The 25,852-nt window shown below is 70.0% G+C and carries 24 protein-coding genes; 18 read left to right on the forward strand and 6 right to left on the reverse strand.

What is annotated here, in order from left to right; all coding sequences use genetic code 11:
- Positions 1-9: 9 nt before the first annotated feature.
- The 3 genes from ACXJJ3_RS37555 to ACXJJ3_RS37565 all read right to left on the reverse strand — a co-directional run bounded on the left by ACXJJ3_RS37555 (position 10) and on the right by ACXJJ3_RS37565 (position 2,576).
- Positions 10-732: a hypothetical protein gene (locus ACXJJ3_RS37555; protein ID WP_458166690.1), complete on the reverse strand. Its 723-nt coding sequence runs from the start codon at positions 730-732 to the stop codon at positions 10-12.
- Between the two features lie 235 nt (positions 733-967).
- Positions 968-1,747 carry a class I SAM-dependent methyltransferase gene (locus ACXJJ3_RS37560; RefSeq protein ID WP_458166691.1) on the reverse strand — a complete coding sequence of 260 codons (780 nt, stop codon included), beginning with the start codon at positions 1,745-1,747 and terminating at the stop codon, positions 968-970.
- 223 nt (positions 1,748-1,970) lie between these two features.
- Positions 1,971-2,576, reverse strand: coding sequence for a hypothetical protein (locus ACXJJ3_RS37565; RefSeq protein ID WP_458166692.1), 606 nt, complete (start codon positions 2,574-2,576; stop codon positions 1,971-1,973).
- Between the two features lie 83 nt (positions 2,577-2,659).
- Between ACXJJ3_RS37565 and ACXJJ3_RS37570 the strand changes: the two genes are divergently transcribed.
- The 18 genes from ACXJJ3_RS37570 (at position 2,660) to ACXJJ3_RS37655 (ending at position 22,822) form a co-directional block, all read left to right on the forward strand.
- On the forward strand, positions 2,660-3,463 hold the full coding sequence (locus ACXJJ3_RS37570; RefSeq protein WP_458166693.1) for a GNAT family N-acetyltransferase: 804 nt from the start codon (positions 2,660-2,662) through the stop codon (positions 3,461-3,463).
- Positions 3,464-3,476: 13 nt separating this feature from the next.
- Complete coding sequence (locus ACXJJ3_RS37575) at positions 3,477-3,866, forward strand: hypothetical protein (RefSeq protein WP_458166695.1); 390 nt, start codon at positions 3,477-3,479, stop codon at positions 3,864-3,866.
- Positions 3,867-3,948: 82 nt separating this feature from the next.
- Positions 3,949-5,058 carry a GNAT family N-acetyltransferase gene (locus ACXJJ3_RS37580; RefSeq protein WP_458166696.1) on the forward strand — a complete coding sequence of 370 codons (1,110 nt, stop codon included), beginning with the start codon at positions 3,949-3,951 and terminating at the stop codon, positions 5,056-5,058.
- A complete protein-coding gene (locus ACXJJ3_RS37585; protein ID WP_458166697.1) occupies positions 5,030-5,980 on the forward strand; it encodes a potassium channel family protein in 951 nt (316 codons plus the stop codon). The genes ACXJJ3_RS37580 and ACXJJ3_RS37585 overlap by 29 nt, the downstream gene beginning before the upstream one ends.
- 229 nt (positions 5,981-6,209) lie before the next feature.
- On the forward strand, positions 6,210-7,931 hold the full coding sequence (locus ACXJJ3_RS37590; RefSeq protein ID WP_458166698.1) for a hypothetical protein: 1,722 nt from the start codon (positions 6,210-6,212) through the stop codon (positions 7,929-7,931).
- Positions 7,932-8,094: 163 nt separating this feature from the next.
- Entirely contained in the window at positions 8,095-9,081 is a 987-nt protein-coding gene (locus ACXJJ3_RS37595; RefSeq protein WP_458166699.1) for a LacI family DNA-binding transcriptional regulator, read from the forward strand.
- Positions 9,078-9,995: a carbohydrate ABC transporter permease gene (locus ACXJJ3_RS37600; protein ID WP_458166701.1), complete on the forward strand. Its 918-nt coding sequence runs from the start codon at positions 9,078-9,080 to the stop codon at positions 9,993-9,995. The genes ACXJJ3_RS37595 and ACXJJ3_RS37600 overlap by 4 nt, the downstream gene beginning before the upstream one ends.
- Positions 9,992-10,825 (forward strand): carbohydrate ABC transporter permease, encoded by an 834-nt coding sequence (locus tag ACXJJ3_RS37605; RefSeq protein ID WP_458166703.1) that lies wholly within the window; start codon positions 9,992-9,994, stop codon positions 10,823-10,825. The genes ACXJJ3_RS37600 and ACXJJ3_RS37605 overlap by 4 nt, the downstream gene beginning before the upstream one ends.
- 8 nt (positions 10,826-10,833) lie before the next feature.
- Entirely contained in the window at positions 10,834-12,111 is a 1,278-nt protein-coding gene (locus ACXJJ3_RS37610; RefSeq protein WP_458166704.1) for an ABC transporter substrate-binding protein, read from the forward strand.
- Positions 12,111-13,247, forward strand: coding sequence for an ADP-ribosylglycohydrolase family protein (locus ACXJJ3_RS37615; RefSeq protein WP_458166705.1), 1,137 nt, complete (start codon positions 12,111-12,113; stop codon positions 13,245-13,247). The genes ACXJJ3_RS37610 and ACXJJ3_RS37615 overlap by 1 nt, the downstream gene beginning before the upstream one ends.
- A complete protein-coding gene (locus ACXJJ3_RS37620; RefSeq protein ID WP_458166706.1) occupies positions 13,244-14,539 on the forward strand; it encodes an ADP-ribosylglycohydrolase family protein in 1,296 nt (431 codons plus the stop codon). The genes ACXJJ3_RS37615 and ACXJJ3_RS37620 overlap by 4 nt, the downstream gene beginning before the upstream one ends.
- Positions 14,540-14,549: 10 nt before the next feature.
- The gene (locus ACXJJ3_RS37625; protein WP_458166707.1) at positions 14,550-15,422 is read left to right on the forward strand and encodes a ribokinase; all 873 of its coding nucleotides are present in this window, start codon (positions 14,550-14,552) and stop codon (positions 15,420-15,422) included.
- Complete coding sequence (locus ACXJJ3_RS37630) at positions 15,419-17,401, forward strand: SUMF1/EgtB/PvdO family nonheme iron enzyme (RefSeq protein ID WP_458166708.1); 1,983 nt, start codon at positions 15,419-15,421, stop codon at positions 17,399-17,401. The genes ACXJJ3_RS37625 and ACXJJ3_RS37630 overlap by 4 nt, the downstream gene beginning before the upstream one ends.
- A complete protein-coding gene (locus tag ACXJJ3_RS37635; RefSeq protein ID WP_458166709.1) occupies positions 17,398-18,585 on the forward strand; it encodes a CaiB/BaiF CoA transferase family protein in 1,188 nt (395 codons plus the stop codon). Before ACXJJ3_RS37630 ends, ACXJJ3_RS37635 begins: the two co-directional genes overlap by 4 nt.
- A gap of 112 nt (positions 18,586-18,697) precedes the next feature.
- Positions 18,698-19,525: an HpcH/HpaI aldolase/citrate lyase family protein gene (locus tag ACXJJ3_RS37640; RefSeq protein ID WP_458166711.1), complete on the forward strand. Its 828-nt coding sequence runs from the start codon at positions 18,698-18,700 to the stop codon at positions 19,523-19,525.
- 10 nt (positions 19,526-19,535) lie between these two features.
- Positions 19,536-21,128, forward strand: coding sequence for a phytoene desaturase family protein (locus tag ACXJJ3_RS37645; RefSeq protein WP_458166712.1), 1,593 nt, complete (start codon positions 19,536-19,538; stop codon positions 21,126-21,128).
- Positions 21,129-21,148: 20 nt separating this feature from the next.
- On the forward strand, positions 21,149-21,574 hold the full coding sequence (locus ACXJJ3_RS37650; protein ID WP_458166713.1) for a TIGR03668 family PPOX class F420-dependent oxidoreductase: 426 nt from the start codon (positions 21,149-21,151) through the stop codon (positions 21,572-21,574).
- A gap of 21 nt (positions 21,575-21,595) precedes the next feature.
- Positions 21,596-22,822 (forward strand): RNA polymerase sigma factor, encoded by a 1,227-nt coding sequence (locus tag ACXJJ3_RS37655; protein WP_458166714.1) that lies wholly within the window; start codon positions 21,596-21,598, stop codon positions 22,820-22,822.
- On the opposite strand, the gene ACXJJ3_RS37660 is transcribed toward ACXJJ3_RS37655, so the two are convergent.
- From ACXJJ3_RS37660 to ACXJJ3_RS37670, 3 genes are all read right to left on the reverse strand, one after another.
- The gene (locus ACXJJ3_RS37660; protein ID WP_458166715.1) at positions 22,819-23,781 is read right to left on the reverse strand and encodes a Gfo/Idh/MocA family protein; all 963 of its coding nucleotides are present in this window, start codon (positions 23,779-23,781) and stop codon (positions 22,819-22,821) included. The genes ACXJJ3_RS37655 and ACXJJ3_RS37660 overlap by 4 nt on opposite strands.
- The gene (locus ACXJJ3_RS37665; protein ID WP_458166717.1) at positions 23,778-24,785 is read right to left on the reverse strand and encodes an alcohol dehydrogenase catalytic domain-containing protein; all 1,008 of its coding nucleotides are present in this window, start codon (positions 24,783-24,785) and stop codon (positions 23,778-23,780) included. Before ACXJJ3_RS37665 ends, ACXJJ3_RS37660 begins: the two co-directional genes overlap by 4 nt.
- Positions 24,786-24,847: 62 nt before the next feature.
- A complete protein-coding gene (locus ACXJJ3_RS37670) occupies positions 24,848-25,831 on the reverse strand; it encodes a LacI family DNA-binding transcriptional regulator (RefSeq protein ID WP_458166718.1) in 984 nt (327 codons plus the stop codon).
- Positions 25,832-25,852: the final 21 nt, after the last annotated feature.

Consider the following 25,852-nt stretch of genomic DNA (forward strand, 5'->3'; position numbering starts at 1 on the left):
CTAATCGATCTACGGCGTCGAGCTGATCTGGCGGCTGGACTCGCTCTGCGCCGTGACCGACCCGTCCTTGAACGCTTTGTCGAGCGTGCCGTCGGCGCGGCGGGTGAGCATGAGGGTGACCGGACAGGTCGTGGTCGGCTTGCGGCCCGGGGTCGGGGTGCCGGTGACCGGGCGGATCGAGCCCGGCGGGATGCTGGCCGACGTACGACCTGGCTCCAGCTCGAGGCTGCCCGACTGGACGCAGTCGCCGGCCCAGGTGACCACCGCAGGGAGGTCGGACGGGCCGGAGTCGAAACGCACGGCGAGCGCGGCGCGACGCGAGTACGCCGTACCGGTCTGGGGAGCGGTGAGCTTGACGCGCTCGGGGAGCTTCACCGTCGAGGTCGGGGCGGAGTCGTCGTTGCTGCCGCGCTTGAGATCAAAGGTGATCTCGGTGCCCGGGGCGACCACACCGTCGAGCTGCCCGTCGTAGTCGGTGACGCCGGCGGACTTGTGGTGCTTGAGCTTCACGTCCTTGCCACCACCGGAGGAGGTGACCGACTCCCCGTCACCCAGCTCGATGAAGGTCAGCGTGCCGACACGGTACGACGCACTCACGTCGGCGACATCGGTCGTCTCCGGGAGCGTGACGACGTACGTCGCGGTGATCCCACTGGTTCGCACATCCTTCGACTGCACCGTGGAACATCCCGCGAGGACCAGAACCAGCGCGCCCACCACAATCCGCTTCACAGCGCCCGAAGCTAACAGCGCAAAGGTCTAGCCAACCGAGTAGAACTACGCAGATCGGGCGATAGATCGTAAATCTGAAAGCGGTGAGTGACGGAGGTGGTGCCGCCCACCGGGTGCGGTGGCTGAGTGAACGTGGCAGCGGGCGGATGCGACGGGTCAGTGGGTGGACGCGGTGACTGGGTAGATGTGTGGGTGCGTCGCCTGCTCACGCCGCGCTCAGGACTTGTGTTCAAGGTCAGTTCGGCAGGGGTCTTAGCTTGAACATGAGGATGCCGAGGTGCTTGTTCATCCAAGCTTGCTTGTGGGGGTACTGCTGGCGGGCTGCCGGGGGGAGTTGAGGCTCGGCTGTTGTTTCGATCCACAGGCCGGCTGCGCTGAAGGTGTTGAGGAGGTCGGAGATTGTGTATGGACGTTTGGTGAGGGCGACCTCTTCGTTCCAGGCGCGGTGGTGGAAGGTGAAGGGGTCGGTGGCGAAGTACTCCTCGCCTAGTGAGGTTCCGTTCTGTTCGGCTCGTTCGATGGCGTAGCGGATGGGTTGGGTTCTGGTCAGGAGGATGAAGCCGTTGTCGGTCAGCATTGTTCGTGCTGTTCGGAGGGCGGCGACCGGGTCCTTGGCGTAGCCGAACGATTGCAGAAAGAGGATGCGGTCGAAGCGGCGGTTGGCGAGGCCGGGTACGGAGGCCAGGTCGGAGAGGTCGCCTTGGATCAGGTCCAGACCAGATGGTGTGGAGGTGATGAAGTTGCCGCTGATGTCGACTCCGGCGGAGGCGGTTGCGCCGGTGTGGACCAGTTCGGCGATCTTGGTGCCGTTGCCGCAGCCGGCGTCGAGGATGGAGAGGCCGGTGACGTCGCCCAGGAGGCCGCGCTGTGCGGGCCATTCGACCAGCCGGTCCAGTGAGTCTTCTTTGGAGCGCGCTCGTTCGTAGTCCGCGGCAAGGTCCAGCCAGGGTCGGCCGGCGTCGCCGTTGCTGTCGGTGTTGGGACCCGCGGTCGTCTGAGAGTCATCGGATGCCACGGAGGACAACATAGCGAGCCGACGGCGTACGCCGGTGTGCGGAGGAGAAGGGGTGCCGGACCGGGAAGCGCCTCACGGCGCGTGGCCGCTCGTAGCGGCTTATTTTGGGACCCGGGGCTTGCACCGGCCCGGCACCTCGAACAGTGTAGCGGGTGCTCAAATGCCTTGTCCTGTTGGGATTCCGGGGTACGGACGCTATAACATCCGTCGGGCCGGGGTGCAACTACCAGAGCTGGTCGGCGCGTTCGGTGCGGGCGGCGGTTTCGAGTTGGTCGGCGGTTTCGAGGAGTTTGGCGGCGGACAGGACGCGGGCGTGGCCGTCGTCGGCCAGGTGGGCGCGGCCGGTGGCGATGATGCGGGCGAAGGCGGCGGCGCGGTCGAGGGTGGTGGCGAAGTCGCCGGTGGCGACGCCGCGGAGGACGGCGTCGACCATGTCGCGGACCTCGCGGGGGCCGGGGGGTTCGGCGACGCCGGCGACGGCGGCGTGGACTTCGGCGTACGTGCGGCCGGCGGTGAACTCGCGGGAGACCTCGTCGGCGTTGGCGTGCACCCAGGAGCGCAGTACGTACAGCCGCCAGAGGGCGCCGGGGAGGGAGTCGGCGGGGGAGTCGGACCAGAGTTCGGCGAGTTCGTCGAGGCCGTACTCGTCGGCGAGTTTGACCACCCGGGCGTGCACCTCGGCGTCCTCGGACTTGCGGACCCCGCGGACCAGCAGTTCGGCGGTCCGGTGCGCGGCCTCGGTGACGGTGGCCGGGTCGGCGGCGCCGGGCAGCGACTCGAACAGCTTGTTGCCGGGCATGATCGGCCGACGCGGGTTGGGCGTACTCACGGCCTCCATGGTGCCTGACGCCGCCGGCAGCCGCATTCCGACGCGCGAAATATCGGGTTGCGGCCGCCTGGTCTACTGATCCCGTGATTCCTCTCGACACTTCACCGCAGGCGCTGGCGCTGCGGACCGCGTTCGACCAGCAGATCCGTACCCGCTCCGGCGGCGCGAGCACCGGGACCGCCGAGCATCTCGGGTCGGTGATCCGGCAGGTCGGGCTGCGCGGCGACGGGTTCGTGCAGTACCTCGGCGGCGTCGACGGCCCGGAGCTCGATCAGCTGATCGACGACCAGGTTGCGTTCTTCCGCGAGCGGAACGCCAGGTTCGAGTGGAAGTACTACACGCACGACCTGCCGGCGGACCTCCCGGAGCGGCTGGTCAAGGCTGGGTTCGCCCCGGACGACGAGGAGTGCCTGCTGATCGGCGACGTCACCGAACTGGCGAGCGAGGTCGTGCTGCCGGACGGGATCCGGCTGCGGGAGATCACCGAGTACGCCGACCTCGAGCGGATGCAGGCGATGGAGGAAGAGGTCTGGGGCTACTCGCACGACTGGCTGCCGGAGGCGCTGAGCGCGGACATCGCGAACGCCGACGAGCCGGGCGTGGTGCTGGTGGCCGAGACCGACGAGGACGACCCGAAGATGGTCTGCGGGTCCTGGATCCGGTTCCACCGCGGGACCGACTTCGCGTCGCTGTGGGGCGGGTCGACGCTGGCGGAGTGGCGCGGCAAGGGGATCTACCGTGCGCACGTCGCGTACCGGCGGAACCTGGCGGTCGCGCAGGGGTACAAGTACCTGCAGGTGGACGCGTCGCCGGACAGCCGCGGCATCCTGGCCCGCCTCGGGCTGCGGCCGGTGTCGGTGACGATCCCGTACAACTGGAAGCCCTGAGTACCCTCGTCCCATGGCGAGTGGAGCGGGGAAGAACAGTCAGCTGGCCAAGAACCTGGTGAAGTACAGCGTCCGGTACGGCCCGCTGTTCGTCGAGGCGGTCCGGCACGGACGGGAGCCCGCGCAGCAGGCGGTCCAGGCCGCCTGGGCGAAACGGACCGCGCGCCGCAAGGCGATCGAGCACGCGTTGACGGTCCGCGACGGGACGCTGCTGAAGGTGATCAAGGACGGCCAGGCGATCTTCTTCGTGTTCTCCGGCGACGCGATCGTGACGACGTACCCCGCCGTACCGCAGGCCACCTACCCCGAGCTGCTGCGGCACGCGGACCTGGACAAGCGCGAGACGCCGATCGTGCTCCCACCGCGCCGGCCGCATCTGCCGAGGATCCGCCGCAAACGTTGACGCGGGCGTAACATCCCGGACCCGGCCGGGCAACACCTCCGGCGCAGAGTGGAGGGACGTTTCCACGAGGGAGGGCGTCCGCATGCTCTGGAAGATCAGGACCGAACTCGCCGACCGGCCCGGCGCGCTGGCCGAACTCGCTGCACGGTGTGGTGCGGACGACATCAACATCCTGCATCTCGAGGTCTTCACCTCCGAGAACGGCGCGATCGACGAGCTGGTGGTCTCGACCGGTGTCGGCTGGACTGCCGACGACCTGGCGGCCCTGGTCGCGGAGGCGGGCTGCGTCGGTACGACGGTCCGCCCGTGCCAGGCCGACGTACTCCACGACGCCCCGACCCGGTACCTGCGGGCCGTACTGCGGCTGATCGACGACCCGGTGTCGGTCGACGACGAACTCGGCGCCCTGCAGGGGTTCGACGAGTACACGCCGGCCGAGTGGGCGCGGGCCGACGTACTGGTGGAGATCGCCGGGCGGCTGGCGGAGCGGTACGACGTACCGGCCGGGCCGCGCCCCGGGAGCGGCGTACCGACGACGCGGATCGCGACCGTCGAGGACGCCGACGCGGTGGTCGCGATGCACGACCGGTGTTCGTACGAGAGCCGCACCCGCCGGTACCACGTACCGATGCCGAAGCTCACCGCCCGGACCGCGCGGCACCTGTCCGCACCGGCCGGCGGCGTCTCGATCGTGGCCTGTGTCGATGACGCGGTGATCGGGATGGCGACGGCGGCGCCGTGGGAGGAGCTGGGCAGTACGACGATGGAGGTCGCCGTGCTGGTCGAGGACGGCTGGCAGGGACAGGGACTCGGCCTGCAACTGCTGCGCGAGGTCGTCGCCGGGGCCCGGGATCGCGGCGCCGATCGGGTGGTGTGCATGGTGCAACCGGAGAACCACGCGATGCTCCGCACCTTGGAGCGGTTGCGGATGCGTTCGCGGGTGGTCCGCGACGGCGACAGTCTGATGGTGAGTGTCGCACTGTCCGACCGGAGCCTGTCGCATGAGGTGGATCGGCCCGCGGTGGAATATCGTCTGAACCGTGCCACCCCTTCCCACCGGCCGGAACCCCCACGGTCTGCTGGTCAACCTGCCCGCGAGCACACGCTCGCCGCTCTTTCAGCTCTTCACGCGGTTCCTGGTCGCGCTGGGGCTGCTGACGGTGATGGTGCTGATCGTGGTGGTCGACCGTAACGGGTACCGCGACAGCTACGACGGCAAAGTCGGTCTGATCGACAGCATCTACTACGCAACCGTCACGCTCACCACGACCGGGTACGGCGACATCACGCCGGTGTCGCCCGGTGCCCGGCTGGTGAACGCCTTCATCGTGACGCCGCTGCGGATCGCGTTCCTGGTGGTTCTGGTCGGTACGACACTGGAAGTGCTGGCCAACGAGGGTCGCCGGATCATGCGCGACACGCGCTGGAGGAAACGGATGAAGGACCACACCATCGTCGTCGGCTACGGCACCAAGGGCCGGTCGGCGGTGCAGACCCTGCTCAGCAACGGGGTGAAGCGGGACAGCATCGTGGTGATCGACCCGCGCGCGCAGGCGATCGGGGACGCGGGCAACGACCAGATGGCCGCCTTCCACGGCGACGCGACGAACCGGACGGTACTGCGGCGCGCCGAGGTGGTGTCGGCCCGCGAGGTGATCGTGACCACCGACCGGGACGACTCCGCGGTGCTGGTCACGCTGGCGGTGCGGCAGCTGAACCCGAACGCGCACATCGTGGTCGCGGTCCGCGAGGAGGACAACGTCCCGCTGCTCCGGCAGAGCGGCGCGGACGCGGTCGTCACGTCGTCGGAGGCGGTCGGCCGGCTGCTCGGCCTGTCCGCGGTCAGCCCGAACCTCGGCGAGGTGATGGAGGACCTGCTGACGTACGGCGACGGTCTCGAGGTGGCCGAACGTCCGGTGCTCGGCCGCGAGGTCGGCAAGCCGCCGTCCGCGCTGCCCGACCGGGTGGTGTCGGTGGTCCGCGACGGCAAGGTGCACCGGTACTACGACTCGAACGTCTCGGTGCTTGCCGCCGGCGACAAACTGATCGTCGTCCGGCCGGCCAAGGAAACGCCGTGGGCCGAGCGTCCGGGCGCCGACGAGGACGAAGACTGAGGCCGCTGAGCCCCCGCTGAGAAGCGTGGTCACCTATTGACAGCGGGTGATCACGAGGAATAAGCCTGGCTTGTTGCACCGACGGCGGTCCACCTAGGGGGGCCCTGAGCCGTCGCCGGCCCAGCCTGGGCCCCTGCTGCGGGGTGGAGGCACGCCGATGCGCAGATTCAGTGATCGGTGGAGAAGTCGCTGGGGTATAGGGGCCGCGGTCATCACACTCGCGATCGCGATGATGCCGGTTCTGGGGTGGCAGGCAACGGCCGTGGTGCCGACCACGGTCAAGCCGAACGCAACGGGAATGATGGACTGCAACGGGTTCAGCCCGATGTACAAGACCGTCAAGAACGGGCTCGGCGGGCTGTGTACGGACCCGGTCACGGTCGATAAGTTCGGTGTCCCGTGGCGGTTCGAGGACAACGAGCACTACATCGGGCACGACGAGCCGTCGGTGAAGTTCATCTCCAGCCGGCCGGGCAGCGCGAACGACATCAGCTACTTCATGAAGCTGGCCAAGGACCCGAACGCGAAGCCGACCGTGACCAGCGGCAAGGTCAGCAAGTACGCCGAGCTCAGCCCGGCGCCCTGGTTCGGACTGCCGTTGTGCGACGCGAAGTCGTACCCGCAGAACCCGTGCACGCCGAACAGCGACAGCAACAGTTCCGCGACCAACGACCCGAACGGCGCCGGCTCCGCGTTCATGGAGCTGCAGTTCTACCCGCCGGGGTTCGGGCCGTTCATCGACGGGCCGAGCTGTGACGCGAGCCAGTGGTGCGCGGCGCTGACGATCGACAGCCTGAGTTGTACGTTCGGCTTCGCGACCTGCAACAACAACTGCATCGAGCCGGTGAACTTCTCGTACCTGCAGACCGATGGGGTGCCGTCCGGTCCGCCGAGTCCGCAGCTCACCGACGTGTCGACGCTGACGCCGAACAACAAGACCCTGAAGATGCGGCAGGGCGACGTACTGCGGGTGGTGATGCGCGACACCGCGCACGGCCTACTTGCCGAGGTCAACGATCTCAGTACCGGGCGCAGCGGATCGATCGTGGCGTCCGCGGCGAACGGGTTCATGAACACGAACATCGCCGACTGCACCGGGACGCCGTTCGACTTCCACCCGGAGTTCAGCAGCGCCCAGCAGCAGAACCAGGTGCCGTGGGCGGCTCTCGAGGGCGGCGTGCTGATGCAGGACGAGCTCGGTCACTTCGAGGCGTGCTCGAGCGTGTCGAGTGCGCTGCCGGTGAACTCGACGTTCCCGAACGGTCAGAGCTTCTCGGACCCGAACGTGTACCAGGTCTGCAACGGAGGTGCCGAGGGCAACGGTTCCGGTGAGGGCCCGTGCAACCCGGCGACCGGGATCTGCCAGAACGCGACCACCGAGACCGGTGCGGCCTGCCCGACCAACGATTCGGCGAGCGGCGTGAACTGCGAGTTCTCCGGCGCGAACTGCATGATCGCGGGCCCGCGCACCACGATCGTGAACGGCAAGGCGGTGGTCGAACGGTGGCCGATCGCAGGCTGCCAGGAGAACGTGTTCCAGAACGGCGACCTCGACTTCGACGGGTCCTCGTACCAGGCCGACTGGCCGGACGGGAGTTCCGGTCACCCGACCTCGTTCGAGTATCTCGGGCCGTTCACCGGCGGCGGGCACACGTATCCGTCGGTGCAGTTCGAGACCAACGTGGCGGCCTCGGAGATCCTCTGCAACACGCAGACCGGAGCCGGCTGTACGGCGACTCCGCAGGGCGCGGCGTTCTACCCGTTCTGGAGTCTCGGGCGGTCGTCGCTCGGGTCGAGCCTGTGTACGTGGAACTTCGGCAACGTGATCAAGCACCGGACGGCGCAGGACTTCGGCAAGACCGCGCAGTACGGTACGCCGGACCTCGCGCGGTTCGGCGGGACGCTGACGAGTCCGGTCCTGCCGAACCCGCAGCTGACCGCCCGCTGCTGACGCTCGGCGAGCGAGAACCCACCGAGAGTTCCTCGGTGGGTTCTCGTGTGTCACGGTACGGTTTCGCCCGGCCGATGTGACCTACGCGAGGTTGACGGGGTTTGCGGCCGCGTCCTACTGTCTGGCCTGTAAACGATTACAAGAACGATTACAGGAGGCCGGCGTGAGTCGTCCGACGATCGCGGGGGTGGCCCGCGCGGCCGGGGTCTCGGTGGCGTCGGTGTCGCGTGTGCTGAACGGGCTGCCGGCCACCGAGGAGATGACCGAGCGGGTCCGGCACGCCGTCGCCGAGCTCGGGTACGTACCGGACGCGCGGGCGCGCTCGCTGAAGGTCGGGCGGACGTTCCAGCTGACGCTGGCCGTTGCGGACGTCGGCAACCCGGTCTATGTGACGATGATGCGCGCGGTCGAGGAGGTCGTGTCCGCCGCCGGGTACCGGCTGGTGGTGACGACGACCGGTCCGGAGGTCGTGGACGAGGTCGCACTCGTGCAGGGGATGGCGCGCGGGTACGCCGACGGCCTGCTGATCAGCCCGATCCGCGTCGACGAGGCCCTCGTGAAGGCGATCCGCGAGTGCGAGGTGCCCGTGGTGGTCGCCGGTAGCGTGCCGTCCAAGGCGGGCGTGGACACGGTCCGCGCGAACTCCCCGAAGGGCATGCTGCTCGCGGTGGACCACCTGGTCGCTCGCGGCCGTACCCGCATAGCTTTCCTGAACGGACCAGCCGACACCGTCCCCGGAGCGGCGCGCGCGAAGGGCTTCGCCGAAGCGCTGAAAGCCCACAACCTCGAGCCGGTCACGGCTGTCGAGGCCCGCGACTTCACCTTCGCAGCCGGTCGAGCGGTCGGGGCCGAGGTGTTGCAGTCAAAGCCTGATGCGGTGGTGTGTGCGAACGATCTGCTCGCGGTGGGGTTGATGCACGAGCTGGCGGCGGCCGGGCTCGACGTACCGAGCGATGTTGCCGTGGTGGGGATGGACGACAGCGAGCTGGCCGAGCAGAGCTTCCCGCCGTTGACGAGTGTGAACCTGGGCTCCGCCGAACGTGGGCGGCGGGCCGCAGAGTTGCTGTTGGCAAGGATCGACGACAACGACCGGGCGCCGCGGCGGATCGTCGTACAGCCGTCGCTGAGTATCAGGAGGTCCACCCCGTGACGGTGTTGACCGCGCCGGCGCCGGTGAAGAGGAAGGCCGGAAAGCCCAAGCAGAACAGGGAAGCGATCCTGCTCTTCCTGCCCGCGCTGCTCCCGGTGCTGATCCTCAGCGTCTACCCGCTGATCCGCGGTATCGCGCTCGGCTTCACCGACGCCCGCGCCGGCCTGCACGTGCAGACGAACTTCGTCGGCTTCGAGAACTTCAGCAAGCTGCTGCACAACAACCTGTTCTGGGACTCGTTCCGGATCGGCGTGATCTGGACGCTGTCGGTGACGATCCTGCAGTTCGTCGCCGCGCTCGGCCTGGCGTTGCTGCTGAACACCGATCTCAAGTTCCGCGGTGTCGCCCGGACCCTCGCGCTGATCCCCTGGGCGATGCCGCCGGTGGTGGTCGCGATCATGTGGCGGCTGCTGCTGCACCCGACGAACGGCCCGGTCAACGAGATCCTGCAGCGGCTGCACCTCACCGACCACCCGATCAACTTCCTCGGCGACTTCAGTACGGCGCTGCCGGCGGTGATCGTGGTCGGGATCTGGGTCGGGATGCCGATGACCACGGTGACGCTGCTCGCCGGACTGCAGGGCATCGACCGCACGCTGTACGAGGCGGCCGCGGTCGACGGCGCCGGTGCGTGGAGCCAGTTCTGGAACATCACGCTCCCGCAGCTGAAGACCGTGATCGTCGCGATCACCAGCCTGGACATGATCTGGAACTTCAACTCGTTCGGCCTGGTGTACGTGCTGACGGCCGGCGGCCCGGGCGGCAAGACGATGCTGCCGATGCTGTTCGCGTACAACGAGGCCTTCCGCTACGGCAACTTCGGGATGGCCGCCGCGATGGGTGACGTGATGGTAGTCATCATCATCCTGTTCCTGTTCTTCTACCTGCGGAACCGTCTGCGGAGCGAAGCATGAGAACCCGACCGGCGACCCGCGCTCTCCAATACCTTGCCGTCCTGGTGTATCTGGCCTTCCTCGGCTTCCCGCTGCTCTGGCTGATCTCGAGCTCGCTGAAGTCGCCGCAGGAGTTCGCCAGCATCACGCCGTCGATCCTGCCGAAGCACGTCAACTTCTCGAACTACTCCGACGCGCTCAGCGAACAAGGCCTGGTCCGCGGTCTCGGCAACAGCCTGCAGATCTCGATCTACAGCACGATCCTGGTGCTGATCGTCGCGCTCCCGGTGTCGTACGCGCTGGCCCGCTTCCGCAGCCGGCTGCGGCCGCTGACCAACGGCTGGATCCTGGTCAGCCAGGTGTTCCCGGTGATCCTGATCGTGATCCCGCTGTTCATGATCCTGCGCCCGCTGCACCTGACCAACACGATCCCCGGCGTGGTGATCGTGTACATGGTCTGGTCGCTCCCGTTCGCGCTGTGGATGCTGCAGGGGTACGTCGCCGCCGTACCGCGTGAGCTGGAAGAGGCCGCGTCGGTGGACGGCGCGTCACGACTCCGGACGATCGTGTCGATCGTGATGCCGCTGCTGCGGCCGGGGCTGATCGCGACCGCGATGTTCACCTTCATCTCGGCGTGGAACGAGTTCTTCTTCGCCCTGGTGCTGCTGCAGGATCCGCAGCTCAAGACGCTTCCGCTGGTACTCGCCCGCTTCGTCGGTGCCGAGGGCCAGGTGCAGTTCGGCCCGCTCGCCGCCGCCTCTGTTCTGGCGACCGTGCCAAGTCTCGTGTTCTTCGCCTTCCTGCAGCGCCGGCTGACGTCCGGCCTGCTGAGCGGCGCAGTGAAAGGTTAGGAGAGGTAATGAAGAAGGTCATGACCGCGTTGTTCGCGGCGGGTGCACTGGTGGCGCTCGCGGCGTGTGGGGGCAACAGCGACAACAACAGCTCGGGCAGCTCCAACGAGAAGGTGACGCTCAAGTTCCAGAGCCTCGCCTTCCAGAAGACCACGGTCACCGCGACGAAGAAGATCGTCGCCGACTGGAACGCCGCGAACCCGAACATCCAGGTCGAGTACGTCCAGGGCAGCTGGGACTCGGTGCATGACCAGCTGGTCACCCAGTTCCAGGGCGGGACCGCGCCGGACATCATCCACGACGAGTCCGCCGACATCACCGGCTTCATCAACCAGGGCTACCTCGCGGACCTCTCGCCGTACCTGAGCAAAGAGACCAAGGACGCGGTCTCCCAGGGCGTCTGGGACACCACCTCCAAGGACGGCAAGATCTACGGCGCGCCGACGCTGCTGCAGTCGTACGTCGTGTTCGGCAACACCGCGATGCTCAAGGCCGCCGGGATCACCGCGACCGGTGACTCGCTCAGCTGGGACGACCTGGCCGCGGACGCGAAGAAGCTGACCGCGGGCGGCAAGTACGGCCTCGGCTGGGGCCTGAAGAGCCCGACCGCGACGATGCTGAATCTCGGGCTGAACTTCGACGCGAAGTACTTCGACGGCAGCGGCCAGGACGCGAAGGCGGTCGTCGGCGACGCGGAGCTCGAGGTCCCGAAGCGGATCCACGCGATGGCCTACGACGACAAGTCGATCGACCCGACGTCGCTGACCCAGGGCGGTACCGACGTACTGCCCGGCTTCTACGCCGGCAAGTACGGGATGATTGTTGCCGGCAACTACGTCGCGCAGCAGATCCTCGCCGAGGCGCCGAAGGGCTTCCAGTGGGAGGTGCTGCCGCCGCTGAAGGGCACCAGCACCAAGCAGGCCGCGAACCCGCAGACCCTGTCGGTGCCGGCCGAGGGCAAGCATGTCGAGCAGTCGGCGAAGTTCATCGACTACTTCATGAAGGCCGAAAACCTGGCCGCGGTCGGCCAGGGCGACCAGCTGATCCCGAGCACGCAGGCGGCCCGGGACGCGATCCAGAAGGCGACCGGCGGCAAGAACGGCTGGGAGCAGACGCTTGCCTCCGGCACCAAGCTGACCAAGGCGCCGTTCCAGAGCGTGGACAACTACCCGAAGTGGAAGGACCAGATCGCGACGCCGGCGTTCCAGGAGTTCCTGGCGAACAAGACCGATCTGCAGGCGTTGGGCAAGAAACTGAGCGACGGATGGGGTCAGGTCAACAACTGATGTCTCTTCTTGAAGAGAAAGCAGTAGGGGTCCTCGCCGGGGCCGCGGTCGGTGACGCGATCGGCGGCGCCGTCGAGGGCTGGACGCCGGAGGCGATCCGGGAGCGGCACGGCGGCTGGGTGACCGGCATCGTCGGCCCGTGGTACGACGACTGGCGCACCGCGCGCCCGATCGCGCCGTACCACAAGGGCGACGGGCACATCACCGACGACACGTTGATGACGCACGCGCTGGTCGAGGTGTACGACGAGCGCCGGGCGCACCTGGACGCGTACGCGGTCGCCGAGTCGCTGGTGCCGAAGATGCTGAACGGGACCCGCTGGGTCCCGGAGCTCGAGGCGGACGCGTTGCTGCTGCAGCGGGTGTTCCTGGCCGAGAAGTGGCTGGTCGCCCGCCTGCACTACGGGCACGTGGACCCGCGCGAGGCCGGCGTCGGCAACATCGTGAACTGCGGCGCCGCGATGTACATGGCGCCGGTCGGGATCGCCAACGCGGGCGATCCCGAGGGCGCGTACGCCGAGGCGCTGGACGTCGCGGGCGCGCACCAGTCGAGCTACGGGCGGGAGGCGGCCGGCGTGTTCGCGGCCGCCGTCGCCGCCGCGATGGCGCCGGGGGCGACCCCGGCGTCCGCCGTGGACGCCGCGCTCGGGCTGGCCAAGGACGGCACTCGGAGGGCCGTCGAGGCGGTCGCGGAAGCAGCCCAGGGGATCACCGACTGGGAGGAGGCGATCCCGGTCCTGCGGAAGGCGATCGAGCCGTACGACACCGTCGGGCCGAACTACCGCGAGCTGTCGATGGACGCTCGGCGGCCGAGCCGGACGAAGGCGATCGAGGAGCTGCCGGTGGCGCTCGGGTTCGTGCTCGTCTCCGAGGGGGACGTACGCCGGGCGGTCCTGGGCGGCACGAACTACGGGCGGGACGCGGACTCGATCGCGTCGATGGCCGGTGCCGTCGCGGGGGCTCTCCACGGTGTGAGTGGGGTGCCGCAGGATTGGGTGACGGAGATCGGTGCGGCGAGCAAGACGGATCTGCTCGCGCCCGGGCGGGTGATGGCGGCGGTGGCGCGGGACATCCGGGCGGCTGACGCGGACCGGTGGGCGCGGCGCAACGACGTACTGGAGAAGTTGACGCGATGAGATTGACGTGGGTGCAGCCGGAGGATCTGCTGCCGCACCAGTTGGTTCAGGCGCGGTCCGAGGGGATCGACGTCACGGACGTGCAGGCGCGCTGGCTGGCCGTCGGCGGTACGACGGACGCCCCGGTCTCCGGCGCGTCCGCCGAGCCGGCCGCGCCCGCGGTCCGGGCACTGGCCCGGGAACTGCTGGAGGTGCTCGACGCCCGGACAGGGGACTGGCGTGAGCCCACCATCCCGGACCTGCCGCTGCTCCCAGGGCAGGCCGATGCGGCCCGGACGCTGAACGCGTGGCTCGGACGGTGCGCCGGGAACCTGCTCGGGAAGCCGGTCGAGAAGATCCCGCGCGCGGGCATCCGGGAGATCCTGGAGAGCTCCGGCCAGTGGCCGCTGACGCGGTACATCACCGCGGCCGGCGTACCGGACGAGATCCAGCGGCGCTGGCCGTGGAACCGGCGGTCGAAGCCGACCAGCCTGCGCGAGGTGATCGACGGGATGCCCGAGGACGACGACATCAACTTCGCGATCCTCGCGCTGCTGATGATGGAGCGCTTCGGCCCCGGGATGACGACCGAGGACGTGGCCCAGAGCTGGCTCGGCGACCTGCCGGCCGGCCGGGTGTTCACCGCCGAACGTGTTGCCTACCGCAACCTTCTGGAAGGCGTCGAGCCGGCCCGCGCGGCGGTCGTCGGGAACCCGTTCCGGGAGTGGATCGGCGCCCAGATCCGGACCGACGCCTACGGTTGGGCGCATCCCGGCGACCGTACGTCGGCCGCGCGGCTCGCGCTCGTCGACGCCCGGCTCAGCCACACCGGTGCCGGTGTCGACGGCGCACTCTGGGTGGCCGCGATGTCGGCGGCGGCCCTGGTGCTGGACGACCCGGTCGCGGCGGCGACCGCCGGACTTGAGGTGGTGGACGAGCGGGGCGCGATCGCCCGCGCGGTCCGGTTCGGGCTGACGCTCGCCGACGCGGGGCTCGACGAAGCGCTGGACGCGTTGCACGCGGAGTACGGCGACCTGCATTGGGTACATGCGGTGAACAACACGGCACTCACCGCCTATGCGCTGACGGCTCCGGATTTCGGGACCGCGATCGGCCGCGCCGTGATGGGCGGCTGGGACACCGACTCGGCAGGTGCCACCGTGGGCGCGGTTTTTGGCGCCACGCGTGGGGTTCCGGCAGAGTGGTCGGAACCACTGGACAACCGGGTGGCCACCAGCCTTCCCGGAATGAACCAGATCGCGATCGACGAGCTGGCGCGGCGGACTGTGGAGGTGGCCCGGGGTGGAGCCTGAGGTAGTAGTTGTGGGTAGTGCGAATGTGGACCTGGTGCTGCCGGTGCAGCGGATCCCGCGGCCGGGGGAGACGGTGCTCGCGGGGCTGATGACCCGCGGCCCGGGCGGCAAGGGCGCGAACCAGGCGGTCGCGGCTGCGCGCGCCGGCGCCCGTACGGCGATGGTGGTCGCGCTCGGCGACGACGAGGGCGGCGCGCTGCTCCGGGACGCGCTGGACGGCGTGGACCTGGCGCTGGCGACCACGAGCAAGGCCCCGACCGGTACGGCGATCATCACCGTCGAGGAGAGCGGCGAGAACTCGATCGTCGTAGCGCCCGGTGCGAACGGCGAGCTGACGCTGTCCGGTGCCGCGCTGGCCGCGATCGGACAGGCGAAGGTCGTGCTCGCGCAGCTGGAGATCCCGTTCGCCACGGTCCAGGCGGCGGCCGCGGCGGCGCCGTACTTCATCCTGAACGCGGCGCCGGCGGCGGAGCTGTCCGACGAGCTGCTCGCCGAGGTCGACCTGCTGGTGGTGAACGAGACCGAGGCCGAGGCGATCGCCGGGCCGGACCGGTCCGCGCTGCTCCGGAAGGTGCCGGCCGCGGTGGTCACGCTGGGCGGGGCGGGCGCGGTGATCCTCACCCGCGACGTCGAGGAGATCGCGGTTCCCGGCGTACCTGTCGAGGTGGTTGACACCACGGCCGCCGGCGACACGTTCTGCGGCGTACTGGCAGGTGCTTTGGCTGCCGCGTCAGCTAACGACTCGGTCACGACAAGCGACCTGACGAACGCGGTCCGACGCGCTAACGTTGCTGCTTCATTAAGTGTTCAGGCTGCGGGGGCCATTCCCTCGGTGCCTCACGGGGATGCAATCGACGCGCGTTATGCGGAGGTATACCTGTGAACCCGCTCGAACCGCGGCCGATCGATCTACCGACCCTGGTGGAGCCGGCGGCCGACGTGTCCCTGCTGGACGACGCCAAGATCATCGGCGCGCCGCAGGACCCGGCCGAGCTGCCGCGCTGGCGCGCCACGCTCGCCGAGTGGAAGGCCGGTGCCCTCGAGCGGACCCGGTACGACGGCTCGCACTACACCGAACCCGGTCGCGAGTGGACCCAGACGGCGTACTCGGTGGCGCTCGTCTGGCTCTGGGACGACCTGCTGTACGACGTGGAGGCCGGGAAGTTCACGCCCCGGAAGTTCGTCGAGCACGCGGCCGCGGAGTTCGGCGGGCACGACGCGATCGTGCTCTGGCACGCGTACCCGGTGATCGGGATCGACGACCGCAACCAGTTCGACTTCTACCGCGACGTACCCGGGCTGCGGGAGCTGGTCGACGACCTGCACGAGCTCGGCCTCAAGGTGTTCTTCGACTACAACCCGTGGGACGTCGGCACCCGCCGGGCGGCCCGGTCGGACGCGGACGAGTTCGCCGCGCTGGTCAGCGACTACAACGTTGACGGCGTGTTCCTGGACACCCTGAAGGAGGGCGACCCGGCGTTCGCCCGGGCGCTCCGGGCGGCGAACCCGGCGATCGCGCTGGAGGGCGAGTCACGGTTGCCGCTGGCAAGGATCGGTGACCACGCGCTGTCCTGGGCGCAGTGGTTCGCCGACACGCACGCGCCCGGCGTACTGCGCGCGCACCTGTTCGAGCGCCGGCACATGATGCACCACACCCGCCGTTGGAACCGCGACCACAGCGACGAACTGCAGTCCGCCTGGGTGAACGGCGTCGGCATGCTGGTCTGGGAGTCGGTGTTCTCGGCCTGGGTCGGCTGGAACGCCCGGGACCGCGCGACGCTGCGCCGGATGGTCGCCGCGCAGCGCGCGTTCGCGCCGGTGCTGATCGACGGCGACTGGATCCAGCTCACCCCGGAGATCCCGGACAAGGCCCGTGCGCACGGCGTCTACGGGTCCCGGTTCGACCTCGCGGACATCACCTTCTGGACGTTGATCAACCGCGACGAGGACGACTTCGAGGGCATCGTGCTGCGCTCGGAGGACCAGGTCGGGGACTGGTACGACGTGACCTCCGGCGTACCGATCACCGCGGACGACGACGGCGTACACCTCGTCGTACCGGGGCGTGGTGTGGCCGGGATCGTCCGGGTCGGCGCGACCGCCGGCGCCTCCTGCCGGGCGACCGCGCGGAAGCTGGGGACGTTGCCGCGGGCGCATGTCGCCGAGTCCGCGTTCCCGATGCGGCCGGCCGCGCTGGTCGCCGTACCGTCGGTGGCTGGTGACGCGTCGATCGGTGCGGCGGTCGAGGTGCCGGCGGGGGATCGGAAGCTGACGGTGAAGCATCGGCGGCGGGAGACCGGGCTGTACGACACCGCGCCGTACGTGGAGGAGTGGAAGCCGCTCCCGCCCCGCCTGCACGACCTGCAGACCGTGACCCGCGAGGTCTCGCTGCCGGGGATCTCGGTGGCCGTGGCCGAAGTGACGAACGCTCAGTACTTCGAGTTCTTGAAGGCGACCGGTTATCGGCCCCTGGTGGCGAACCGGTTCCTCGAGCACTGGGTCGACGGCGCGCCTGAGCCGGGGACCGAGGACGAGCCGGTGACGTACGTCGAGCTGCCGGACGCGCGGGCGTACGCCGTTTGGCGCGGCGGCCGGCTGCCCACCGAGGACGAGTGGCAGGTCGCGGCCGGATCCGACGGGTTTACCCGCCTGGAGCCGCTGGTGTGGAACCTGACCGAGAGCGAGTACCGCGACGGGCGCAGCCGGTTCTGCATCCTCAAGGGCGGTTCGCACTACCGTGCCGAAGGCTCGGACTGGTACGCCGACGGCGGGCCGCAGGAGCCCGAGGTCAGCTTCAAGCTGGTGCTCACCGGCGGCGGGCTGAACCGCTCGGCGAACATCGGCTTCCGGTGCGCGGGATGAGACCTGCTGCTCTCGACGGTGTGAAGGTGCTGGAGGCGGCGACGCTGTTCGCGGGACCGCTGGCGGCGACCTTCCTCGGCGACTTCGGCGCCGACGTCACGAAGATCGAGCACCCCTCCCGGCCCGACGCCGCGCGGACCCACGGCGCGTCGAAGGACGGCGTCGGGCTGTGGTTCAAGACCCTCGGCCGGAACAAGCGGCTCGCGACGCTGGACCTGTCACGTGGCCGGCACGTGTTCCTGTCGTTGGTTCAGCAGAATGATGTCCTGGTCGAGAACTTCCGGCCCGGGACGCTGGAGCGCTGGGGGCTTGGACCCGACGTACTGCTGGAGGCCAACCCGCGGCTGGTGATCGCGCGGGTGACGGCGTTCGGGCAGGTCGGTCCGTGGTCGCGGCGGCCCGGGTTCGGGTCGCTGGCCGAGGCGATGAGCGGGTTCGCCGCGGTCACCGGTGAGCCGGACGGTCCGCCGACGCTGCCGCCGTTCGGGCTCGCGGACGGGATCACCGCGCTCGCCACGGCGTACGCGGTCCTGGTCGCGCTCCGGGAGCGGGACCGGTCCGGGGCGGGGCAGGTGATCGACATGGCGATCATCGAGCCGATCCTGATGATGCTCGGCGGCGGCATCACGGCGTACCAGCAGACCGGGTACGTGCAGCCGCGGCTCGGGAACCGGTCGTCGAACAACGCGCCGCGGAACGTGTACCGCACCGCGGACGGCCGGTGGGTCGCGGTGTCGACGAGTTCGCAGAGCATCGCCGAGCGGGTCGTGACGCTGGTCGGGCGCGCGGACCTGGTCGCGCAGCCGTGGTTCGCGACCGGGCGGGAGCGCGCGCAGCACGCCGACGAACTGGACGATGCGGTCGGGTCGTGGATCGCGGCGCGGCCGTTGGAGGTCGTGATGGCCGAGTTCGAGAAGGCCGAGGCCGCGGTCGGGCCGGTGCACGACATCCGCGGCATCGTGAGCGATCCGCAGTACGCCGCGCTCGGCACGATCGTCAGCGTCGACGACGACGAGCTCGGCGGACCGGTCGAGATGCAGAACGTGTTGTTCCGGCTGTCCGAGTCGCCGGGGGAGATCAAGTGGGCCGGGCGCCCGCACGGCGCGAACACCGACGAGGTGCTCGCCGCGATCGGCGTCACGCCCGACCAGCTCGCGGCACTGCGGGCCGCCGGAGTCGTGTGAGGCCCGCATCTGGCGGGTGGGCGTCCGAGACGCCGGGTTTGCGCCCGCGATCCGGGGCGCGAACCCGGCATCTCGGACGCAAGCCAGCCAACGGTTGAGAGGGGGAGTTCGGGTGTTGACCGCGTTGTACGTGCCGGCCAACCGGCCGGACCGGTTCGCGAAGGGCGTGGCCGCCGGGCCTGATCTGGTGGTGTTCGACCTGGAGGACGCGGTACCGGTCGCCGACAAGGCAGACGCCCGCGGCTGGGCGGTCGCGTGGGTGGCGGCGAACGCTTCGCGGCCGGTGGAGATCCGGGTGAACGCGTTGCACTCGCCGTGGATCGCGGACGACCTGGCCGCGATCTCCGCCGTACCGTCGGTCCGGCTGCGGGTGCCGAAGGTGGAGAGCGCGGCCGACGTGCACGCCGTACTGGAAAAGGTGCCGACGGCAAGGATCACGGCGCTGATCGAGTCGCCGCTCGGGGTGGAGCGCGCCTTCGAGATCGCGACCGCCGATCCACGGGTGGTGGCCGTCGCCCTCGGCGAAGCGGACCTCTCCAGTGCTCTGGGTGTCGACGGCCCGGCGGGGCTCGCCTGGTCGCGCGCGCGGCTCGTCTCCGCCTCCCGCGCCGCCGGCCTCGGCGCCCCGATGATGTCCGTCTACCCGAACGTCAACGACCTGGACGGGCTGCGGGTGACCTCGGAGGCGGGCCGGGCGCTCGGCTTCGTCGGCCGTACGGCGATCCACCCGCGGCAGCTGGCGACCATCGTGGCAGCGTTCACGCCCGCACCTGAGCAGGTCGCCGCCGCGCAGGAACTGCTGGAGGCCGTGGAGAAGGCCGACGTCGCGAACGGCGGCGTCTTGGTGCTGCCCGACGGCCGGATGGTCGATCCGGCGATGATCGGGCGCGCCCGCGAGGTCACCGCCCTGATGCACGAGATCGCCGCCAAGCAGAGCTAAGGTCGTAGGCATGCTGCCGCGCAGTGTTGATGCCGTCGTCATCGGTTCCGGGCCGAACGGGCTGGTGAGCGCGATCACGCTTGCCGACGCGGGCTGGGACGTCCTGGTGCTGGAGGCCGCCGGTACGTTCGGCGGCGCCGTGCAGTCGACCGAGGACGGCGGCTGGATCAGCGATCGTTTCAGTTCGAACTACCCGCTGGGTGTCGCGTCGCCGGTGATCCGGGCGCTGGAGCTGGAGAAGTTCGGGCTGCAGTGGTCGCACGCGCCGCTCCCGCTGGTGCACCTGCTCGACGAGGAAGGCGCTGCGGCCGCGATCCACCCGGACCCAGAGGACACCGCGAAGTCGCTCGGGGCGGAACACCCCGGCGACGGTGACGCCTGGCTGCGGCTGTACCAGCAGTACGTGTCGGTCCGCGAGCCGCTGCTGAACGCGCTGCTCACCACCTGGCCGCCGGTCGGCCCGGGGCTGAGGCTCGCCCGCAAGCTCGGCTCGGCGGGGGAGCTGCTGCGGTTCGCGCGGTTCATGGCGATGCCGATGCACCGGATGGGCCACGAGCTGTTCGCCGGCCGCCACGGTCCCGCGATCATCGCCGGCAACGCGCTGCACGCGGACGCCCCGCTGTCCGGCAGCGTCAGCGGCACGATGGGCTGGCTGCTCGCGATGATGGCGCAGGACGTCGGGTACCCGGTCGCGACCGGCGGCTCGTCCGCGTTCTCGGGCGCGCTCGTACGACGGGCCGAGCGGGCCGGGGCGTTGCTCGTGGCGGATATGCCGGTCGTCGGCGTGGACGTCGCCGGCGGTCGCGCCACCGCCGTACGGACCGCCTCCGGCGAGATCGTGACCGTCGAGCGGGCGGTGATCGCGGACACGTCCGCGCCGGTGCTCTACGGCGAGTTGTTGCCGGAGGCTCTCGTTCCGGGCGGCCTGCGGCGGGACCTGGACGAGCGGTTCGAGTGGGACTACCCGACCGTCAAGCTGAACTTCCGGCTCAGCGGGCCGATCCCGTGGAAGGCAGTCGAGGCGCGCTCGGCCGGCGTCGTCCACCTCGGCGGTACGGCGGACGACCTGGTGCACCTGTCCGCGGACCTGGACACCGGGCGGGTGCCGTCGCAGCCGTTCCTGCTGATCGGGCAGACCACGAAGGCGGACCCGTCCCGCTCACCGGTCGGCACCGAGGCGGTCTGGGCGTACGCGCACCTGCCGCGCGGGATCTCCGACGACGCGTCCGCGGAGAAGCTGGCCGGGCGGATGGAGCGCGCGATCGAGCGGTTCGCTCCCGGGTTCGGTGACCTCGTCGTCGGGCGGGACCTGCAGCGGCCGTCCGCGCTGGAAGCGGGGAACGCCGCGCTCGGGTTCGGGGCGCTCGGCGGCGGCACGATGCAGCTGCACCAGCAGCTCGTGTTCCGGCCGACGATCGGGCTCGGCAGCGCGCGGACCTTCGTCGACGGCCTGTACCTCGGCAGCTCGGCGATCCACCCGGGCGGCGGCGTCCACGGCGCCTGCGGTCACCTCGCGGCCCGGACCGCCCTGCGCGACGCCTCGCTGCTCGGCCCGCTCACCCGGAAGTTCCCGGCCGCCGCGCTCCGTCACCTCCAACGCTGACGCCGGCTGGGGGTCGTGGGGTGCGGTTGGACGAGGCGGTGTGCAGGGCGCGGGTCGCGGCGGGCCGGGTCGGCCGGCTGGCGACTGTCGACGCGGAGCTGCGGCCGCACCTCGTCCCGGTGACGTACGCCGTCCACGGCGACTCGTTGTTCGTCGCGGTCGATCAGAAGCCGAAGTCGACGACCGCGCTGAAACGGCTGCGAAACATCGCCGTACACGCAGAGGTCGCGCTGCTCGTGGACGAGTACGACGAGGACTGGACGCATCTGTGGTGGGTTCGGGTGGACGGTTCGGCGCGGGTCGTGGGCGAGGATCCGGCGGCGGTCGAGCTGCTGGCGGCGAAGTACCCGCAGTACGAGGCTGATCCGCCGCGCGGGCCGGTGATCGTGATCCGGGCCGACCGGTGGTCCGGGTGGGCGTATACGGCCGGTCGCGGTGCGGGCTAGGCGCGGGCTAGGCTCGGCGAGGTGAACGTGGAGGGGTTGTTGCGGGAGCTCGCGCCGCAGGTGCTGGGGTTCCTGGCGCGGCGGCACGGGCAGTTCGACCTGTGCGAGGACGCCGTACAGGAGGCGTTGCTGGCGGCGGCGACCCAGTGGCCGGTGGACGGCGTACCGGGGAATCCGCGGGGCTGGCTGATCACGGTCGCGACCCGGCGGCTGACGGACGCGTTCCGCAGCGAGAGCGCGCGGCGGCGGCGCGAGGATAACCTGGCGGCGATGGCCGGTCCGGAGGAACTGGTTGCCCCGGGCGCCGATGTGGACGCAGGCCCGGAGGCCGACGACACGTTGACGCTGTTGTTCCTGTGCTGTCATCCGGCGGTCACGCCCGCATCCCAGGTGGCGTTGACGTTGCGGGCCGTCGGCGGTCTGACGACGGCCGAGATCGCGCGGGCGTTCATGGTGCCGGAGGCAACGATGGCGCCGCGGATCAGCCGCGCGAAGAAGAGCATCAAGGCGGCCGGCAGCCGGTTCGAGCTGCCACCTGCGGCGGAGCAGGCCGAGCGGCTGCGCGTCGTACTGCAGGTCCTGTACCTGATCTTCAACGAGGGGTACACGGCCAGCTCGGGGGAGGAGCTGCAGCGCGTCGAGCTGACCGCCGAGGCGATCCGGCTGGCCCGGATGCTGCGGGCCGCGCTCCCGGACGACGGCGAGGTCGCGGGCCTGCTCGCGTTGATGCTGCTCACCGACTCGCGGCGGGCCGCGCGGACGACGGCCGACGGCGGCCTGGTCCCGATCGACGAGCAGGACCGCTCGCTGTGGGACCGCGCGCAGATCACCGAGGGTGCCGACCTGATCCTGCGCACGCTCCAGCAGGGCGCCGTCGGCCCGTACCAGTTACAGGCCGCGATCGCCGCCGTCCACGCCGAAGCACCGAGCACGGACGCGACCGACTGGCAGCAGATCCACGCGCTGTACCTGGTGCTGGAGAAGTTCGCGCCGAACCCGATGGTCACGCTGAACCGCGCGATCGCGCTCTCCCAGGTCGACGGCCCGCAGGCCGGCCTCGACCTGCTCGCGACCATCGAGGACGACAAGAACATCACCGAGACCCACCGCCTGGACGCCGTCCGCGCCCACCTCTACGAACGCCTCGGCGAGCCGCGCAAGGCCCACGAGCACTACCTGGCCGCCGCCCGCCGCACCACCAGCCTCCCCGAGCAGCGCTACCTGCAGTCCAAGGCCGACAACCTCTAGGTGGTGACGCGCCTACCGGTCGCGTGCGACTCGATCGCGGCGTGCGCCAACTCGAGCGCGCGGCGGCCGGCGCGCGCGTGGACGGGTGGTTCGGCGCCTTCGCGGAGGGCTTCGAGGAGCGCGTCGACGTGGCGGTCGAAGGTGCCGGCGAAGTTGCGGGACTCGTCGTCGAAGTACGTCGAGTGCCAGCGGCGTTCGACCGGGTCGCCCGGTTTGCTGAAGCTGAGCGAGCGGACCGTGTCGTGGATGACCAGCCGTCCCTCGGTGCCGTTGATCTCGAGGTGGTGCGTGTCCGGGTACGCGTACGACGAGTCGTAGCTGCCGAGCATCGTGCCGACCGCGCGGTTCGCGAAGTCGAGCGCCAGTGCGACCGTGCTGAACGCGCCGTACGTCTTGTCGGTCATGTGCGCGGACACCGCGGAGATCGGGCCCGCCAGGTGCTCGAGCATGTCGAAGCCGTGGCACTGCGTCTCGATCAGGTTCGCGTGCGGGGAGCCGCCGCGGTTCGCCTCGCCGCCGAAACGCCAGGTGGCGAAGACCAGGTCGCCGAGCTCACCGGCGTCGATCAGCGCCTTCGCGCGCTGCACGGGTTCGGCGTACCGATGGTTGAAGTTGATCGCGAAGAAGTTGCCGGCGGCCTCGTCGAGGAGGGTGTCGGCCTGGTCGAGGTCGAAGACCAGCGGTTTCTCGACGAGCAGCGGGATGCCTGTGTGGACGAGCTTGAGCGTGACGTCGAAGTGGTCCTCGTTCGGCAGGCACACCGTGATCAGCTCGGGCCGCTCGCGCTCCAGCATCAGGTCGAGATCGATGTACGGCGTGCTGCCGTACCGCTCGGCCCGCGCCTGGGTGCGCTCCGCGGTCCGCCCGACGACGGCGACCAGGTCGGTGTCGTCGCGGCGCGCGAAGATCCGGGCGTGGTGCTCGCCCCAGCCGCCGGCGCCGACCACCGCGACTCTCACGCGGCGCCCTCCTGGGTGATGACGACCTTGCCGGTCTCGCCGGCCATGAACAACCGGAACGCGTCCGCGATCTCGGCGACCGGGAAGCGGTGGCTGATCACCCGCGAGATCAGGTCCTGGTGTTCCGAGAGCAGCGCGAGGTTGCCGGCCATCTCGTCGTACCGGAAGTACTCGCTGCCGAGGACGGCGTGTTCCGGGCTGATCAGGTCGTCGGACGCGTTCAGCGTGACGCCCTCGCCGTGGCCGACGCAGATCAGCGCGCCGCGTTTGCCGAGGATGTCGAGCGCCGACCGCCGCGCCGACTCCTTGCCGGAGGCATCGAACGCGATATCCGGGCTCCCGGCTGATTGTAGATTGTTGACAATCAGCGGGATCGCGCCGAACGTCTCGGCGAAGTCCAGTCGCCAGCGGGACACGTCGGAGATGTAGACCGGTACGTCGGCGCCGTACGTGAGCTTGCTCATCACGGTCAGCCCGAGCCCGATCGGCCCGGCGCCGGCGATGTAGACGCTCTCGACGTCCTGGCGGACCAGCGCGGCACGGCCGAGCGCGTGGCTGCTCGTGCCCATCACGTCGAGCAGCATGGTGGCGTTGCCGATCTCGACGTCGTCGGTGATCGGGAAGAAGTTGGACTCGTGGACCAGCTCGTACGGGCCGTACCCGCCGTCGTGGGTGAAGCCCATGTCGGCGCGTTTCGCGAAGCACTGGTTGGTGGCGCCGTACCGGCAGCTGCGGCACTCGCCGCAGTAGTCCATCAGGAACACCGCGCCGCGGGTGCCGATCGGCGTGCTGGTTCCTTCGCCCGCCTGGAGGACCGTCCCGGCGGCCTCGTGACCGGGGACGACGGACGAGCCGTCGAAGTACTGGTGGCGGTCGGTGCCGCAGAGGGCGTTGGCCTGCACGGACAGCAGCAGCTGGCCGGGGCCGGGGTCGGAGTAGTCGTGAGCCGCGAACTCGATGTTTCCGGCTCCGGTGAACTTCGGGGCGAGAGCGGTGCGCGTCATGGTGCGCGAATTTACTACGTAGCAAATCCGCGCCACAAGAGGTCGCCGCGGGTTGATCCGGGTCAGCGGGTGGAGCTCTCCCGGATCCGGAGTTCGTACCCGGCCATCCGGTGCTCGGGGACGTGGTCCGCGGCGCGCTGCTCCGCGAGCAGGTCGAGCGCCGCGGCCGCGATCTCGTCGAGCAGCGGCGCCACCGTGCTCAGCGTCGGCGTCGACACACTCGACTCGACGATGTCGTCGAACCCGATCACCGACACGTCCCGCGGTACTTCGACGCCGCGCCGGCGCAGCGCCTGCAGGACGCCGAGCGCGGCCGAGTCGTTCATCGCGAATATGCCGTCCGGCCGCAGGTCGTCGTACGTCCGGGCGATGGCCGCGGCCGCAGCTGTGGTCGTCCAGTCGCACTCGACGATCAGGTCGGGGTCGAGCGCCGTGCCGTGCTTCTTGAGCGCGGCCTGGTACCCCTGACGGCGGAGCTGATACGACCGTCGCGGCCCGTGGTTCGCGCCGAGCAGCAGGATCCGTTGCCGGCCGGTGCCGAGCAGGTGCGTGACCGCGGCCTGCGCCGCCTCGCGATTCCGGATCCCGACGTGGTCGATCGTGCTGCCCGGCTCGCGGTCGCCGATCAGGACCACCGGGTGTGCGCCGCGCTGGTCGCCGCGGCCGAGCGCCACCGCGCTCATGATCACCCCGTCGGTGAGGATGTCGCCGCCGCCGCGGAGCAACTCGAGCTCGAGGTCCCGGCGGCCGCCCGTGGTCTCGACGAGGACCGTCGTACCGCGGTCCCGGGCGGCGCCGACGACCGCCTCGGCGAGGTCGGCGAAGTACCGCTCGCGGAAGCTCGGGACGGCCAGCGTGACGGTGCCGGTGCGGCCGGTGCGGAGCCGGCGGGCGGCGGTGTTCGGGCGGTACCCGAGCGCGTCGAGGCTGGCCTGGACGCGGGCGCGGGTCGCGGGGGAGACGTGCACGTAGTTGTTCACCACGTTCGAGACGGTGCGCTGCGAGACGCCTGCGTGCCGCGCCACGTCGGACATGCTGACCGCCATGGCGGCAGGTTATCAACCCGG

It is taken from the genome of Kribbella sp. WER1 (genome assembly GCF_054189145.1).

What these genes read in the sequence shown, in the direction of transcription:
- ACXJJ3_RS37610 (WP_458166704.1), top strand. Translation starts at nt 10,834, where the DNA reads ATGAAGAAGGTCATGACCGCGTTGTTCGCGGCGGGTGCACTGGTGGCG.
- ACXJJ3_RS37615 (WP_458166705.1), top strand. Translation starts at nt 12,111, where the DNA reads ATGTCTCTTCTTGAAGAGAAAGCAGTAGGGGTCCTCGCCGGGGCCGCG.
- ACXJJ3_RS37580 (WP_458166696.1), top strand. Translation starts at nt 3,949, where the DNA reads ATGCTCTGGAAGATCAGGACCGAACTCGCCGACCGGCCCGGCGCGCTG.
- ACXJJ3_RS37620 (WP_458166706.1), top strand. Translation starts at nt 13,244, where the DNA reads ATGAGATTGACGTGGGTGCAGCCGGAGGATCTGCTGCCGCACCAGTTG.
- ACXJJ3_RS37635 (WP_458166709.1), top strand. Translation starts at nt 17,398, where the DNA reads ATGAGACCTGCTGCTCTCGACGGTGTGAAGGTGCTGGAGGCGGCGACG.
- ACXJJ3_RS37590 (WP_458166698.1), top strand. Translation starts at nt 6,210, where the DNA reads ATGATGCCGGTTCTGGGGTGGCAGGCAACGGCCGTGGTGCCGACCACG.
- ACXJJ3_RS37645 (WP_458166712.1), top strand. Translation starts at nt 19,536, where the DNA reads ATGCTGCCGCGCAGTGTTGATGCCGTCGTCATCGGTTCCGGGCCGAAC.
- ACXJJ3_RS37575 (WP_458166695.1), top strand. Translation starts at nt 3,477, where the DNA reads ATGGCGAGTGGAGCGGGGAAGAACAGTCAGCTGGCCAAGAACCTGGTG.
- ACXJJ3_RS37665 (WP_458166717.1), bottom strand. Translation starts at nt 24,785, where the DNA reads ATGACGCGCACCGCTCTCGCCCCGAAGTTCACCGGAGCCGGAAACATC.
- ACXJJ3_RS37605 (WP_458166703.1), top strand. Translation starts at nt 9,992, where the DNA reads ATGAGAACCCGACCGGCGACCCGCGCTCTCCAATACCTTGCCGTCCTG.
- ACXJJ3_RS37585 (WP_458166697.1), top strand. Translation starts at nt 5,030, where the DNA reads ATGGTGCTGATCGTGGTGGTCGACCGTAACGGGTACCGCGACAGCTAC.
- ACXJJ3_RS37670 (WP_458166718.1), bottom strand. Translation starts at nt 25,831, where the DNA reads ATGGCGGTCAGCATGTCCGACGTGGCGCGGCACGCAGGCGTCTCGCAG.